The sequence below is a fragment of the Streptomyces sp. NPDC023527 genome, from assembly GCF_055560115.1.
This window is the reverse complement of sequence record NZ_JBVHJJ010000006.1, coordinates 318799-333796: the sequence shown is the minus strand read 5'-3', so window position 1 is coordinate 333796 and position 14998 is coordinate 318799. Positions and strand designations below refer to the sequence as shown.

The 14998-nt window shown below is 71.5% G+C and carries 12 protein-coding genes and 1 tRNA gene; 4 read left to right on the top strand and 9 right to left on the bottom strand.

Features of this window, described 5'->3' with window-relative positions:
* Positions 1-146: 146 nt before the first annotated feature.
* Complete coding sequence (locus ACZ303_RS14730) at positions 147-1763, top strand: DoxX family protein (protein WP_467338806.1); 1617 nt, start codon at positions 147-149, stop codon at positions 1761-1763.
* A 94-nt stretch (positions 1764-1857) separates the two neighbouring features.
* Here ACZ303_RS14730 and ACZ303_RS14725 read toward each other — a convergent pair whose 3' ends face one another.
* The 3 genes from ACZ303_RS14725 to ACZ303_RS14715 all read right to left on the bottom strand — a co-directional run bounded on the left by ACZ303_RS14725 (position 1858) and on the right by ACZ303_RS14715 (position 4477).
* The gene (locus ACZ303_RS14725; RefSeq protein ID WP_467338804.1) at positions 1858-2580 is read right to left on the bottom strand and encodes a nucleotidyltransferase family protein; all 723 of its coding nucleotides are present in this window, start codon (positions 2578-2580) and stop codon (positions 1858-1860) included.
* A gap of 93 nt (positions 2581-2673) precedes the next feature.
* Complete coding sequence (locus ACZ303_RS14720) at positions 2674-3090, bottom strand: hypothetical protein (protein WP_467338802.1); 417 nt, start codon at positions 3088-3090, stop codon at positions 2674-2676.
* A gap of 250 nt (positions 3091-3340) precedes the next feature.
* Entirely contained in the window at positions 3341-4477 is a 1137-nt protein-coding gene (locus tag ACZ303_RS14715; protein WP_467338800.1) for an ABC transporter ATP-binding protein, read from the bottom strand.
* Between the two features lie 257 nt (positions 4478-4734).
* Between ACZ303_RS14715 and ACZ303_RS14710 the strand changes: the two genes are divergently transcribed.
* Positions 4735-4808 (top strand) — tRNA-Thr (locus ACZ303_RS14710).
* Between the two features lie 98 nt (positions 4809-4906).
* Here ACZ303_RS14710 and ACZ303_RS14705 read toward each other — a convergent pair.
* Positions 4907-7090, bottom strand: a complete 2184-nt coding sequence (locus ACZ303_RS14705; protein ID WP_467338798.1) for an MMPL family transporter — start codon at positions 7088-7090, stop codon at positions 4907-4909.
* Between the two features lie 226 nt (positions 7091-7316).
* On the opposite strand from ACZ303_RS14705, the gene ACZ303_RS14700 reads away from it, so the two are divergent.
* The gene (locus tag ACZ303_RS14700) at positions 7317-8462 is read left to right on the top strand and encodes an aminopeptidase P family protein (protein ID WP_467338796.1); all 1146 of its coding nucleotides are present in this window, start codon (positions 7317-7319) and stop codon (positions 8460-8462) included.
* 6 nt (positions 8463-8468) lie between these two features.
* Here the strand turns inward: ACZ303_RS14700 and ACZ303_RS14695 are convergent, their stop codons facing one another.
* The 3 genes from ACZ303_RS14695 to ACZ303_RS14685 form a co-directional block, all read right to left on the bottom strand.
* On the bottom strand, positions 8469-8957 hold the full coding sequence (locus ACZ303_RS14695) for a GNAT family N-acetyltransferase (RefSeq protein WP_467338794.1): 489 nt from the start codon (positions 8955-8957) through the stop codon (positions 8469-8471).
* A 55-nt stretch (positions 8958-9012) separates the two neighbouring features.
* The gene (locus ACZ303_RS14690; protein WP_467338792.1) at positions 9013-10641 is read right to left on the bottom strand and encodes an MFS transporter; all 1629 of its coding nucleotides are present in this window, start codon (positions 10639-10641) and stop codon (positions 9013-9015) included.
* A 157-nt stretch (positions 10642-10798) separates the two neighbouring features.
* Positions 10799-11800: a zinc-binding dehydrogenase gene (locus ACZ303_RS14685; RefSeq protein WP_467338790.1), complete on the bottom strand. Its 1002-nt coding sequence runs from the start codon at positions 11798-11800 to the stop codon at positions 10799-10801.
* A 255-nt stretch (positions 11801-12055) separates the two neighbouring features.
* On the opposite strand from ACZ303_RS14685, the gene ACZ303_RS14680 reads away from it, so the two are divergent.
* Positions 12056-12688, top strand: a complete 633-nt coding sequence (locus tag ACZ303_RS14680) for a pentapeptide repeat-containing protein (protein ID WP_467338788.1) — start codon at positions 12056-12058, stop codon at positions 12686-12688.
* Between the two features lie 22 nt (positions 12689-12710).
* On the opposite strand, the gene ACZ303_RS14675 is transcribed toward ACZ303_RS14680, so the two are convergent.
* Positions 12711-13208 (bottom strand): hypothetical protein, encoded by a 498-nt coding sequence (locus ACZ303_RS14675; RefSeq protein WP_467338786.1) that lies wholly within the window; start codon positions 13206-13208, stop codon positions 12711-12713.
* A 132-nt stretch (positions 13209-13340) separates the two neighbouring features.
* The gene (locus ACZ303_RS14670) at positions 13341-14954 is read right to left on the bottom strand and encodes a M4 family metallopeptidase (RefSeq protein ID WP_467338784.1); all 1614 of its coding nucleotides are present in this window, start codon (positions 14952-14954) and stop codon (positions 13341-13343) included.
* Between the last annotated feature and the right edge of the window lie 44 nt (positions 14955-14998).

The window sequence follows — 14998 nt, the reverse complement described above, 5'->3', positions numbered from 1 at the left end:
CCGGCCGCTGGCGGCCGGGGAACGTCCTGAACGCCGGACGGGAGCGGTCGCGCTCCCGTCCGGCGTTCGGCTTCCCGTGATCTTGACGCGTCTCGGACAGTTCGAACCGGTCAAGGCAGTGTCCTAATCAGAAGTCACTCGGTTAGATGAGTGTGGACACCAGAACACCCCGCACACCCACGGGGGGAAGCTCTTCCGGGTACGACGACCAGCCCGCGCTGAGTACGGTGAAAGTGCCGTCCGACCCGGCGCAGATCGTCGTCAACCATATGAGTTTCCGCGTGCAGCTCGCCCGGCCCCCGCGCGTCGCCCGCCAGTTCGCCGGGGTCGCCGACACGGCACAGCTGCCCACCGTCAAGGCCGCGGCCAAGCGCCGCGCCCCCGTCGTGTGGAGCGGCCGGACCGCGCCCGGTGACTCGGCGCCCACCGAACTCCTGCAGGCCGTCCGGGACTCCCCGGGCCCCGGTGGTGACGCGGGCTCCACGCAGGTGCTCCCGCGCATCGGAGCCGGCGGCGCGCCCCCCTCGGTCATCGGGCCCCGTGGCTCCGCCGAGCACACCGGTCGCGGAGAGCTCGTCGACCCCGTGGGCCCCCACAGTCCCCTCGCTCCCGAGACTCAACTGCTGCGCGGCGTACGGCCCACCGACAGCGCGTACGACGAAGATCAGTACCACTACGACGAGTTCGACGGCGAGGACGCCGACGAGGACGCCACCTCCAGGCGCCAGGGCGGCGACTCCGTCCGCCACGCCTATTACCCCGGGCGCCGGATGAACCTCGGGGTCGTCCTGCTGCCCCTGCGGGTCTTCCTCGGCTTCATCTCGGTCTACGCCGGCATGGGCAAGCTCTGCGACCCGGTCTACTTCGACGGCGGCCGCCGCGGCTCCATGGTCACCTGGCTCACCTCGCTGCACCCGTGGCCGGTCGCCTCGCCGCTGCGCGACCTCGCCCTCAGCCACCCCGTCGGCGCCGGCCTCACCGTCGCCTTCCTCCAGGTCGTCGTCGGTGTCCTCACCGTCTTCGGGCTCTGGCAGCGGCTGGCCGCCTCCATCGGCGTCCTGCTGTCCGCGGCCCTCCTGGTCACGGTCAGCTGGCGCCAGGTCCCCGCCTACGACGCCCCGGACATCATCTATCTGGCCGCCTGGAGCCCCCTCGTCATCGCGGGCGCGCCCTTCTACTCCATCGACGGACGCCTCGCCGGCGAGGCGTGGCGGCGGCTGGGCCCGCGCGCGGAGCTGTGGGAGCTGCGCGGCCGTGTCCTGCGCCGCGGCGCGATCATGGCTACCGTGCTCGTCGGCATCTCGCTGCTGGTCGGCTCCACCCTCGGCGGCGCCGTCCGCTCCTCCCAGGTGGCGAAGGTCCCCAGCCCCGCCGACCCGCCCGCCAACAACCTCCCCGGCTCGCCCTTCCCGCAGAGCCCCGGCCCCTCCCGCACCAAGCCGGGTTCGGCCGTGCCCGGCACGCCCAAGCCGACCCTGCCCGGCAGGAAGACGGCCACCCCCAGCGCCACCGCTCCGGCGGTCGCCGGCACCGCCCGGGCCCCGCAGAGCTCGGCGGGCGCCGCCGGACGTCCCGGCGCCAGCCAGGACGTCCGCCCGGCTCCCCCGGCGCCCCAGCGGCCCGCCGCCCCCGCGGCGCCCCGCAGCCCCACCGGTTCGACCACCACGAGCGGCTCCGGCGGCAGCGGCTCGACGGGCGGCTCGTCCGGCCCGTCCAGCGGCGGCTCCCGCGGCGGAGGGGCCCTGGGCGGCCTCCTCGGCTGAGGCCGGACGGCACGGCGTACGGACGCCCCCGCACCTCCTGGAAAGGGTGCGGGGGCGTTCGTACGCCTCGTGGTCCGTCGTCCTGGCCGTCGGCTCAGCCGGCGAGCTCCTTGGCGGCCTCCGTCAGGTCCTTGGCCGTGTCGATGGCCCGCCAGTAGGCGCCGTGCGGCAGCGGGTAGCCGGCCAGCCGCCGCTCGCGCGCCAGGCGCGGGAAGGTGGTGCGCTCGTGGTCGCCGCGATCGGGCAGCAGGTCCCGGAAGGCGGCGGAGAAGACATAGACGCCCGCGTTGATCAGGTAGGGCGACGGCGGCGATTCGATGAAGTCGAGGACGTGCCCGAACTCGTCGGTCTCCACGGCTCCCCAGGGGATCCGGGGCCGGGCCAGCGCCAGGGTGGCCGCCGCGTCACGCTCGTGGTGGAAGGCGGCCATCTCGCGGAGCGAGAAGCGGGTCCAGATGTCGCCGTTGGTGGCGTACCAGGGCCGGTCGGGGTGCGGCAGCGAGGCGGCCGCGAACTTCAGGCCGCCACCGCGGCCCAGCGGCTCCTTCTCGATCACCGTCGTCACCCGGAGCGGGAGGTCGGCGGAGGCGAGCCAGTCCTGGAGGACCTCGGCCAGGTGACCGCAGGAGATCACGGCGTCAGTGACGCCCTCGGCGGCGAGCCAGGCCAGTTGGTGGCCGATGATCGGGGTCCCGGTGCCGGGGATCTCGACCATCGGCTTGGGGCGGTCGTCGGTGTACGGGCGCAGCCGCGACCCCTGGCCTCCGGCCAGGACCACGGCTTGGGTGGGGTACGGATACGCGTGCGTGCCGGTCATGTTCCGCACGATATGCGGTGGCCCGGGCGGGGGTGCGGGCGGCATGACGGGCGGTGGAGCGGACGCTGCCGCGGCCGGGCCCGTGGGAGGCGGTCAGTGGCCCTGGACCACGCCGGAGGCGTACGAGGTGTCACAGACCGGCCGGGAGTAGGACTGGGCGCCCTTGAGGCCGTACTTGGCGACCGCGGCGCGGCCGAGCGCGCGTGCCAGCTCGGCGCAGTGCCGGGCGAGCGAGGGGCGGCCGTTGGTCGCCGTCTGGAGGTGGCTGAGGGCGACGGTCGGGTTCTTCTCCTGGAGGTCCTTCAACAGCTTGTCGCGCAGCACCTCATGGGGGGCACGGGCGGCCTTGGCCTGGGTGGAGGCGGTGTTGGAGGCGGCGGTGAGGACCTGGGACTCGGAGGTGGGTGCCGCCCAGGGGACGCGGGTGACCGCGAGAGTCCCGGAGAGGACGAGCACGACGGGGAGGACGAGGGCGAGAGTTCTGCCGATGCGGCGGGCGGCCTGGTTCATGTCGCAGATGGTAGCGAGGGGTAACGATCGGACGACATTGTGTCACTCGGTCGAGCGAAGGAATTGACCGGTGATGCGGGCGTGAAGTTGACGCACAGGTCTCGAAAAGCGAGGTCTGTGTGGGTATTTGGCGACAGAGAGGGATCCGGGGCCTAAACCACAGCCGCCCCGCGCCGGGAAGGGCGCGGGGCGGCGGGGCGCGGTCGACCACGCAGGGTCACCGGCGCCGGCGAAGACCGAGGTCAGCCTGTCAGTCGCTGAGGCGCTCGCCGGAGGACGTCGAGAAGACGTGCAGCTCGCCCGGGCGCGGGACGACGTGCACGATGGCGCCCTTCTCCGGCACCCGCCGTCCGTTGACGCGGACCACGAGGTCCTTGCGCTCGTCGCCGAGCTCGGCCGTGCCGTACACATATCCGTCGGCGCCGAGCTCCTCCACGACGTTGACGGTGACGGCGAGGCCGGCGGGGGAGTCCTTGGCCTCCTTGCCGAGCGTCTTGGCGGCTTCACCGTTCTGCTCGACCACGTCGAAGTGCTCGGGGCGCACGCCGACCGTCACGGTCCGGTCGCCCCGGTCCGCGGCGGCGGTCAGCGCCTCGCGGGACACGGGCACGACGCTGTTGCCGAACTTCACGCCGCCGTCGGTGATCGGCACCTCGACCAGGTTCATGGCCGGCGAGCCGATGAAGCCCGCCACGAAGAGGTTGGCCGGCCGGTCGTACATGTTGCGCGGCGAGTCGATCTGCTGGAGCAGCCCGTCCTTGAGCACCGCGACGCGGTCGCCCATGGTCATGGCCTCGACCTGGTCGTGGGTGACGTAGACCGTGGTGATCCCCAGGCGCCGCTGGAGACCGGCGATCTGGGTGCGGGTCTGCACGCGCAGCTTGGCGTCGAGGTTCGACAGCGGCTCGTCCATCAGGAAGACCTGCGGCTCGCGCACGATGGCGCGGCCCATGGCGACGCGCTGCCGCTGGCCGCCGGAGAGCGCCTTGGGCTTGCGCCCCAGGTACTCCGTGAGGTCCAGGATCTTCGCGGCGTCCTCGACCTTCTGCCGGATCTCCGTCTTGTTGACCCCGGCGATCTTCAGGGCGAAGCCCATGTTGTCGGCGACGGTCATGTGCGGGTAGAGCGCGTAGTTCTGGAACACCATCGCGATGTCCCGGTCCTTGGGCGGCAGGTGGGTGACGTCGCGGTCGCCGATGCGGATCGCTCCGCCGTTGACGTCCTCCAGCCCCGCCAGCATGCGCAGCGAGGTGGACTTTCCGCAGCCGGAGGGGCCGACGAGGACGAGGAACTCGCCGTCCTCGATGGCGATGTCGAGCTGGTCGACGGCGGGCTTGTCGGCTCCCGGGTAGATGCGGGTCGCCTTGTCGTACGTGACCGTGGCCATGGTGATGCGGTCCCTTCACCGGCAGGAACGTGCCGGACGATCCGAGTAGAGGGAGTGGTCCAGTCCAATTGGACGGGGCTGACGGTGACGGTACCGGGGGCGGGGGCCGTTGTCAGCAGCCCACGGGGCACGATTCGGTCGCGGCCGCCCGGGCCCGTACGCCGTGGACACCGGCCGGAGGCGGCAACTCTGTGGCTGGTGGAAGTGGACGATGTGTAGAGTGGTCCAGCGTTCGCGGGCGGTGCCCCGGACTGCGTGCCGCCTTAGCTCAGTTGGCCAGAGCGTCGCTCTTGTAAAGCGAGGGTCGTCGGTTCGAATCCGACAGGCGGCTCAAAATATGCGCTGGTCAGCGCGTGGATCGGCCCTCCGTGAGGATCACGGAGGGCCGATTTTCTTTGCGCCCGCGTATGGGGCGGAACGCTCGGTCGGCTACCGCCGGACCTCCTCGCCCTTGTACAGGCTCGGGCCGTCGGCCGTGCCCGCCGGGCCGGTGCCGTGGACCGCGCGCGGCGCGTCCTGGTGGCCGGGCCACCACGCCTTGTGGCCCAGGAGCGAGGTGATGGTCGGGACCAGCAGCATGGCCATGATGAAGGCCGTGAGCAGGATGCCGAAGGCGACCGCGAAGCCCATCTGCTGGAGCATGGAGTTGTCGGCCAGCATCAGGACGCCGAAGGTGCCGGCCAGGATGATCGCCGCGGAAGCGATGGTGGGGGCCGACTGGGTGACCGCGACACGGATCGCCTCGCGGGCGGAGACGCCCCGGCGGACCTCCTCGCGGAGGCGGGCCACCATCAGGATGTTGTAGTCGGTGCCGATGGCGACGACGAAGAGGTAGACGATGACCGGCAGCATGAACAGCAGGCCGTTCTTGTGCTGGAGGTCCTGGAAGAGCCAGACCGTCGCGCCGAGGGTGGCCGTGAAGCCGAGGGCGACGGAGATCATGAGATAGACGGGCGCCACGAGGCTGCGGAGCAGCAGGCCCAGGATGATCATGATGGCGAGGCCGGCGACGGGGAAGACGACCCGGTAGTCGTGGCTGACGGCCTTCTCCACGTCGGACAGCACGGCCGAGGTGCCGCCGACGAGGGCCTTGCTGCCGTCGGGGGCCGCCGCGTGGGCGCTGTCGCGCAGGGCGCCGCCGGCCAGCTCGATGGCCTTGTCCTCGGTGGGCCGGTATTTGAGGACGACGCTGTACTGCGCGACGGAGCCGTCGGAGCTGGTGTCGGTGAGGTTGACCGCGCCGACGCCGTCGAGGTCCTGGAGCTTGCCCTTGAAGGTGTTCAGGGCGGCCTTGTCCAGGGCGGTGCCCGTCTTGGACTGGACGTAGACCATGGCCGGGTCGGACTGGCCGGCGGAGAAGCCGCGCTGGAGGTCCTTCATCGCCTGGACCGACTCCAGCTTCTGGGACAGCTGGCTGTCGGTGTCGAACTCCGCCTTGAAGCTGAAGGTGCCCACGGCGAGGACGGCGAGGACGGCGGCGGACAGGACCGCGATGATGCCGGGGCGGCGGGCGACCAGGGTGCCGAGGCCGCCCGAGACGCGGTTGCGCGGGGTCTTCTTCCACGCCTTGGAGGGCCAGAACGCCTTGGTGCCCAGGAGGGAGAAGACGGCGGGTACGAGCGTGAGCGCGGCGACCAGCGTCACGGCGACCGAGATGGCCAGCGAGGGGCCCATCGCGCGCATCATGCCCATGGTGGACAGCAGCAGGGCGAGGAAGGCGACGATGACGGCGCCGGCGGCGGAGGCGATGGTCTCGCCGACCCGGGCGACGGAGTTGACCAGCGCCTCCTTGGGCTGGTGGCCGGCCCGCAGCTCCTCGCGGTAGCGGAAGAGGAGGAAGAGGATGTAGTCGGTCCCGACGCCGAAGAGGACGACGATGAGGATCGCGGAGATGGAGTTGTCGGCCTTGAGCCCGCCGAGTTCGGCGGCGGTGCCGATGAGGCCGAGGGCGACCATGAAGACGACGCCGATGATGAGGACCGGCAGCACGGCGATGAGCGGGCTGCGGAAGATGACGAGCAGCAGGACGATGATCAGGACGAAGGTCGCCGACATGATCATGGCGTCGGTGTCGCCGGAGGACTCCTTGGAGTCGAGCTCGGTGGCCGCCTGACCGGTGATGCCCATCTTCAACTGGGTGCCCTTGAGGAGGGGCTTGGCGTCCTCGCGGAGGTCCTTGACGGCGTTGGGCACGGTCTCGTCGCCGGGCTTGGCCTTGGCCTTGTCGCCGGTGGCGACGATGTTGGCGAGGGCGATCTCACCGTTGGGGGAGACGGCCTGGGGGCTGGTCGCCACCTTGGCTATGCCCTCGCGGTGCTTGTCCTGGAGGCCGGCGGCGATCCTGGCGACGTCGCGCCGGTCGGCCGGGGAGAGCTTGGCGCCGTCGGTCCGCTGGAAGACGGCGATGGCGGAGGGCTGTTCGGTCTTGGGGAAGGCCTTTTCCTGGAGTTTGCTCGCCTGTACGGATTCGTAATGCGAAGGGAGAAATTCCGTTTCATCGGTTGTCGACTTCAGGCCCGGGGCGAGCAGGACGAGGGCCACCGCGGCGATGACCCACCCCGCTATGGTCAGCCAGGGCCGGTGGACGGCGAACCGTCCGACTGCTCGGAACATGGTGCTCCTTCAACGTGTGATTCAGCGCTGCCCGGCGGAAGAACGACAACAAACGAGTTCGGTACGGGCGACAACACGCTAGGCGCGGAAGTTCCCGGCTCACAATGGAATAAGGGGGAAATCGGTCCTGGGGTGGGGGCGTTCTCATCCGGCCGGATGAGGGGCTCTCACCCGTGGGGTAGAGACACGGCCTGCCGACCGCCTCCGTCCGGATTACTCTGCCCTCATGAGTGATGCCGCCGCCGCTTCCCCGACGCCGTCCGGGGGGCCCGTGGCCCCCTCCGCCTATGCCGCTCGCATGGAGCGCGCCGCTGTCTCCGCCGCCGATGCGGGGCTGGCCGGTGTGATCGTCACGCCAGGCCCCGATCTGGCCTGGCTGACGGGCTATCGCCCGCACGCCTCGGAGCGGCTGACCGCGCTGCTGCTCGCCCCCGGCCGCCGGCCCCAGCTGGTGGTGCCGGCGCTGGAGCGGCCGGACGCCGAACGGGCACCGGGCGCACGGGCCTTGACGATCACCGGCTGGCCGGACGGCCAGGATCCGTACGCGGCGCTGGCGCCGCTGCTGGAGCCCCACGCCCGCTACGGCGTCTCCGACAACGCCTGGGCCCTGCACCTGCTGGCCTTCCAAAGAGTGGTCACCGGCGTGTCCTACGGGGCGTTCACCGAGGTGCTGCCGATGCTGCGGGCGGTGAAGGACGCCTATGAGGTGGAGCGGCTGGCGGCGGCGGGGGCGGCGGCGGACGCGACGTACGAGGACATCCTGGAGCTGCGGTTCGCGGGCCGGCGCGAGATGGACGTGGCCGCCGACCTGGCGCGGCTGCTGCGGGAACACGGACACAGCCAGGTGGACTTCACGGTCGTGGGGTCGGGGCCGAACGGAGCCAACCCGCACCACGACGCGGGGGACCGGGTCATCGAGGACGGCGACATGGTCGTCATGGACTTCGGTGGCCTGCTGGACGGCTATGGGTCCGACACGACCCGTACGGTCCATGTGGGTGAGCCGTCCGCCGAGGAGCGCAAGGTGCACGAAGTGGTGTGCGAGGCGCAGCAGGCGGCGTTCGAAGCGGTGCGGCCGGGGGTGGCCTGCCAGGAGATCGACCGGGTGGCGCGGCAGGTGATCCGGCGGGCCGGCTACGGCGAGTACTTCATCCACCGCACCGGCCATGGCATCGGGGTGACCACGCACGAGCCCCCGTATCTGGTGGAGGGGGAGCATTTGCCGCTGGTTCCGGGGATGTGTTTCTCGATCGAGCCGGGGATTTATCTGCCGGGCCGTTTCGGTGTGCGGATCGAGGACATTGTCACCTGCACGGACTCGGCCGGGCGGCGGCTGAACAATACGCCCAGGGAGCTGCGGATCGTGGCGTGAAGGCGTTTACAGCGCCAGGTGCATGATGTGCAGTCCGGTGTAGCGGCCGTCGGGGAGCCGGTATCCCTCGGGGAGGGTGCCGACGACGGAGAAGCCGAGGGATTTCCACAGGGCGACGGCGCGCGTGTTGGTCTCCACGACGGCGTTGAATTGCATGGCGCGATAGCCCTCGGCGCGGGCCCAGGCGATGGTCTCCTCGGCGAGCGCCCGTCCGACGCCGCGCCCGGAGTGCTCGGGCCGGACCATGAAACTGGCGCTGGCGATGTGCGACGCGGGGCCCATGTGGTTGGGGTTCATCTTGGCGGTGCCGAGGAACGTGCCGTCGTCGTCGACCGCCACGACCGTGCGCGAGGGCGCGGTGAGCATCCACATGCCGCGGGCGAAGTCCTCGGTGAGGTCGCGGGGGAAGGTGTAGGTCTCACCGGCGGCGGCCACGTCGCGGACGAGGGGCCAGATGGCGGGCCAGTCGGCGGCGCGGGCGTCCCTGATCTTCATGGGCCCCAGCATGCGGTGGGCGGGGGCGCGGCGCGAGCGATTTTTTTTCCGGGGGTCATGCCGGGGGCGGTGGCTCGTCGGTTCCCCGCGCCTTCATGTGGTGACGTTCCTCGGCCTCCAGGGCCACGGGACCCGCGTCGGCGTCGGCGGGCGGGGCGGCGGGGGTCGCGTGCCCGGGGGCGCCGGTGGTGACCAGCAGCCAGCCGACGGCGGCGGCGAGGAGCATGATGCCCGCGCCCCAGCCGATGGCGATGTGGAAGCCGTGGACGACACCGGTCTTGACGAGGTGGTCGCGGGCGGCGGGCGTGAGAGGTCCGCCGGTGGTCGCCGCGGCCTTGAGGTGCGCGGTGATGTACGTGGCGCTGCTGGTGGTGGCGATGGTGTTGAGGAGGGCGGTGCCGATGGAACCGCCGACCTGCTGAGCGGTGTTGACGGTGGCGGAGGTGACGCCCGCGTCCTGTGGGGCGACCCCGGATGTGGCGGTGGACATCACGGGCATGAAGATCAGGCCCATGCCGAGGCCGACGAGGAGCTCGGCGGGCAGCACATGGGAGACGAAGGCGGGCTCGACGGGCAGGAACGTCAGCAGGAAGAGCCCGGCGGAGGCGACGACGGCTCCGGGCGCCATCAGGGTGCGCGGGGGTACACGGGTCATCAGCCGGGCGGATATCTGGGTCGAGCCGATGACGATGGCGGCGGTCATCGGCAGGAACGCCAGGCCCGTCCTGACCGGCGAATAGCCGAGGACGACCTGGAGGTAGTAGGTCATGAACAGGAACATGCCGAACATGGCGATGACGGCGAGGCCCATCACCAGGAACGCCCCGGCGCGGTCGCGGTCGCGCACGACGTGCAGCGGCAGCAGGGGGCTGCGGGCGCGGGACTGCCACCAGGCGAACAGGGCGAGGAGCGCGGCGCCCCCGCACAGCAGCGACAGGACGAACGCGTCGCCCCAGCCGCGCGGCTGGGCCTCGCTGCATCCGTAGACGATGGCGACCAGGCCGCCGCAGCCCAGGACGACGCCGGGGATGTCCAGGCGCGGCCCGCCCGTACCGCGCCGGCGCCGGTCGTCGTGGAGGAAGACGAAGGCACCGACGAGGGCGAGGAGCGCGATGGGGATGTTGACGTAGAGGCACCAGCGCCAGTCGAGGTATTCGGTGAGCAGGCCGCCCGCTATCAGCCCGATGGCGGAGCCGCCGCCGGCGATGGCGCCGTAGATGCCGAACGCCTTGCCGCGTTCCTTGCCGTCGCTGAACGTCGTCGTCAGCAGGGACAGGGCGGAGGGGGCGAGGAGCGCGCCGAAGACGCCCTGGAGGGCGCGGGCGACGAAGAGCAGCCCGGAGGTCTGGGCGGCGCCGCCCAGCGCGGAGGCGGCGGCGAAGCCGACGAGTCCGATCGTGAAGGTGAGCTTGCGCCCGACGAGGTCGGCGATCTTGCCGCCGAGGAGCAGCAGGCCGCCGAAGGCGAGGGTGTAGGCGGTGATGACCCACTGCCGGTTGCCGTCGGACATGTGGAGATCGCGCTGGGCGGACGGCAGGGCGATGTTCACGATGGTCGCGTCGAGGACCACCATCAGCTGGGCGGTGGCGATGACCACCAGAGCCCACCACCGGCGGGGGTCGGGCGCGGATCGCCGGGGAGCGGATGCGGGGGAGGGTATCGGGCCGGTGTTCGTGGAGCTCATCGGAACCTGCTCTCGCGTCCGAGGACGTGCGAAACCGCAATCCAGCGTAGGCCCGTCGAGTGAGGCCCGCTTCTTGGAATGCCGTACGGAACTCCGTACGAAAAGGGGGGTGCGGCACTCACCGCACCCCCCTTCACCTGTGGCTCCACGGGACGGGCTACGGGATGAGGACGACCTTGCCGACCGTGCCGCGCGTCTCCAGGGCCCGGTGGGCGGCGGCCGCCTCGGCGAGGCGGAAGCGGGTGACGAGAGGGGTGACACGGCCGGCGGCGGCCTGGGCGAGGGACTCCGCCTGGGCCCGCCACATCCCCTCCGGACCGCCGAGCCGCTCGATCATGGGCGGACCGAGCACGCTGCGCGAGGTGATGGAGCGGGCGGCGAGCTCGTCGGGGTCGAGGGTCACGGGCTCGCCCTCGGTGCCGGCGGAGGACCAGCCGAACATCAGGTGGCTGCCGCCGGGGCCCAGCAGATCGACGGCCGCGCGGGCGGCCTCGCCGCCGACCCCGTCGAGGACGACGGTGGCGGCGCGCCCGCCGAGGGCGGCCCGGGCCCCCTCGGACCAGGCCGGATCGGTGTAGTCGAGGGCGATGTCGGCGCCGAGACCGCGGACCCGGTCGACCTTGGCGGCGCCGCCGGCGAGTCCCACGACGGTGGCGCCCGCGTTCTTCGCGTACTGCACGAGCAGCGCGCCGAGGCCGCCCGCGGCGGCCGGGATCACGACGACGTCGTCGGCGGTCAGGTCGGCGAAGGAGAGGATGCCGAGGGCCATGCGGCCGGTGCCGACCATGGCGACGGCGTGGTCCGAGGGCATGCCCTCCGGGACCGGGTGCAGCTTGCCCGTGTCGGCGACGGCCAGCTCGGCGTAGCCGCCGGGCACCATGCCCAGGTGCGTGACCACGCGGCGGCCGAGCCAGGCCGGGTCGGTGCCCTCGCCGAGGGCGTCGACGGTGCCGGCGACCTCGCGGCCGGGGATGGTGGGCAGCTCGGGGAGCTCGTACGGGCCCTTCGGGTCGCCGTTGCGCAGGGCGGCGTCGACGAGGTGCACCCCGGCGGCCTCGACGGCGATACGGACCTGGCCGGGGCCCGGTACGGGGTCGTCGGCGGGCTCGTAGGAGAGGTTCTCGGCGGGGCCGAAGGCGTGGAGTCGGACGGCGTGCATGGTGCGCTCCTTCGGGGGCGGGAAGGCGGGCGGCCCGGCGGGGCGGCCGGTGATGATCGCTGGACCCCCCGAGTCTTCAACCTCGACCATGGTCGAGGTCAAGGCGTTGTCAGTGCCCTGTGCCACGGTGGACGCATGGCGACGCAGAGTAGCGGGCAGGGCGGTACGCGAGACGGTGCGCGGGGCGGTGCGCGGGGCGTTTCGCGGCGCGGGAAATCGGCGCGCGAGACACCCCCGGCGGCCAGGCTCCCCGAGGTGCGGCTGCCTCCGCTGCGGCCGTTCGGGGGCACGGCGCTGGAGCCCGAGGGCGACTACGACGGCCTGGACTTCACCGACGCCGACTTCACCGGGCAGCGGGCCGGCGGCGCCCGCTTCATGGACTGCGGGATCTCCCGCTGCGCCCTGGACGAGACGCTGCTTGGCCGGGCGCGGTTCGTGGACTGCGTCCTGGACGGCGTCCGCGGGGTCGGTACGGACCTGGCGGAGGCGAATCTGCGCGATGTCGAGGTCCGCGACGCCCGGCTCGGCGGCACCCAGCTGCACGGCGCGGTCCTGGAGCGGGTCCTGGTGCGCGGCGGCAAGATCGACTATCTGAATCTGCGCACGGCGAAGCTCAAGGACGTGACCTTCGAGGGCTGTGTGCTCTCCGAGGCCGACTTCGGCGGGGCGAGCCTGGAACGGGTGGTCTTCCGCGACTGCGCGCTGCGCCGGGTGGACTTCACGGCCGCCCGGATGCGGGATGTGGATCTCCGGGCGGTCGGGGAGCTGGACATCGCGCGGGGGATCGAGCAGCTGTCGGGCGCGGTGATCAGCCCGTCGCAATTGCTGGATCTGGCGCCCGCGTTCGCGGCGTGGATAGGTGTGCGGGTGGAGCAGCCCGCGGGGTGATCGCGCTGCGGGCCCCGGTGGGTCACACGCGCGGGAAGCGGCTCTGCAGGTCCCAGATGACGGGGTTGTCGGAGAGGCCCTCGTGCATGTCCGACAGGTCGGCGATCAGGTCGTGCAGGAAGTCGCGGGCCTCGCGGCGCAGCGCCCGGTGGTTGAAGGAGAGCGGTGCCTCGTCCGCCGGCATCCAGTCGGCGGAGACCTCCACCCAGCCGAAGCGCCGTTCGAAGAGCATGCAGTCCGTGGACTCCGTGAAGTCCAGCTCGGCGAACTGCGGGGTCGACGCGCGGTTGCCCCGGGGGTCCCGGTCGACCTGTTCGAGGACGTCGCACAGCGCCCAGGCGAAGTCCAGCACCGGCACCCATCCCCAGGCTGTGGACAGCTCGCGGTCGGACTTCACGTCGGCGAGGTAGACGTCTCCGCAGAACAGGTCGTGGCGCAGGGTCCGCACGTCGGCGGTCCGGTAGTCCGTCTGCGGGGGGTCGGGGAAGCGGCGCGAAAGCGAGTAGCCGAGGTCGATCACGCCTCGATGGTGTCACGGCCGCGGGGCAGGTGCGTAAACGTGTACGAGCCCGTGCCCTCGCCCGGTGGAGGCGGGCGAGGGCACGGGCCGTGATCCTTCCGGGAAACTTCCGTGGGGTCCCGGGGAAGGGGGTTACTTCACGTTGATCGCGGTCCAGGCGGCGGCGACCGTCTTGTACTCCGTGCTGGTGGAGCCGTAGAGGTCGGCCGTGGCCTTCAGGGTGCCGGCGCGGGCGGCCTTGTAGTTCGTGGTGGAGGTGAAGTACGTGGTCAGGGCCTTGTACCAGATCTTGGTGGCCTTGTCCCGGCCGATGCCGGTGACCTTGGAGTTGTTGTAGGTGGGGCTGTTGTAGCTCACACCGTTGATCGTCTTCGCGCCGCTGCCCTCGGCCAGCAGGTAGAAGAAGTGGTTGGCCGGGCCCGACGAGTAGTGGACGTCGTTGTTGCCGAGGCTGGAGGACCAGTAGTCCTTCGAGCCGCCGTCCTTGCTGGGCTTGTCCATGTAGCGCAGCGGGGTGCCGTCGCCGTTGATGTCGATCTTCTCGCCGATGAGGTAGTCGCCCGCGTCGGTGGAGTTGTTGGCGTAGAACTCGGCGGCGGTGCCGAAGATGTCGGACGTGGCCTCGTTCAGGCCGCCGGACTCGCCGCTGTAGTTCAGGTTGGCGGTCGCCGAGGTGACGCCGTGGCTCATCTCGTGGGCGGCCACGTCGAGCGAGGTCAGCGGGTGGGCGTTGTTCTCACCGTCGCCGTAGGTCATGCAGAAGCACTCGTCGTCCCAGAAGGCGTTGACGTAGCCGTTGCCGTAGTGGACGCGGGAGTAGGCACCCTTGCCGTCGTTCTTGATGCCGCTGCGGCCGAGCACGTTCTTGTAGAAGTCCCAGGTCACGGCCGCGCCGTAGTGCGCGTCGACGCCCGCGGTCTGGCGGCCGCCGCCCCAGACGTCATCGGCGTCGTTGTAGAGCGCGCCGGTGCCGCTGGTGCCCTGGTTGAGGTCGTACGTCTTGTGGCCGCCGCGGGCGGCGTCGGTGAGCGAGAAGCCCGAGGTGCCCTTGGTGGTGGTCAGCGAGACCGTGCCGCTGTAGGTGCTGGTGCCCGTGCCGGTGTGGACGGCCTCGCGCTGGAAGAGCTTCTTGCCGGTGGCCGCGTCGGTGACGACGTGCAGCTTGCTCGGCGTGCCGTCCTTCTGGACACCGGTGACGACGGTCTCGTACGCCAGGACCGGCTTGCCGCTCGCGGCCCAGACCACCTTGCGCGGGGCCTGGGTGTCGGCCTTGGCCGTCTTCTCCTCGGCGGCGGCGCTCAGGGCGCTCTTCTTCGCCGCGGCGGGGGCCTGGGCCGGCGTCGTGGTGGGCACGGCTATGTCGGCGTCGGTCGCCTTGTCGACGCTGCGCGAGCCGCTCTTGGCCTCGTGGACGACGAGGTCGCCGCCGAGGACGGGCAGACCGTCGAAGGTGCGCTCGTAGCGCGTGTGCACCGTGCCGTCGGCGTCCTTGATGACGTCGCGGACGACGAGCTTCTCCTTGCCGCCGAGGCCGATCTTGGCGGCCGTGCCGGCCGCCGCGCCCTGCGCGTCCTTGATGGCGGCGACCCGCTGCCCCGCGGACAGCGCCTGCGTCTCACCGCTCGCGCGGTCGGCGGAGGCGCTCGCGGAGCCGGTCTGCACGCCGACGACCACCATGGCGGCGGAGGCGACCAGAGCGGCTGCGCGCAGGGTGTTCTTGCGGGAGGTGGAGGTGATGCTTCTCAACTCTGACTCCTAATGCTGGCCGCGAGAACTCGCGGCCGTTCTAT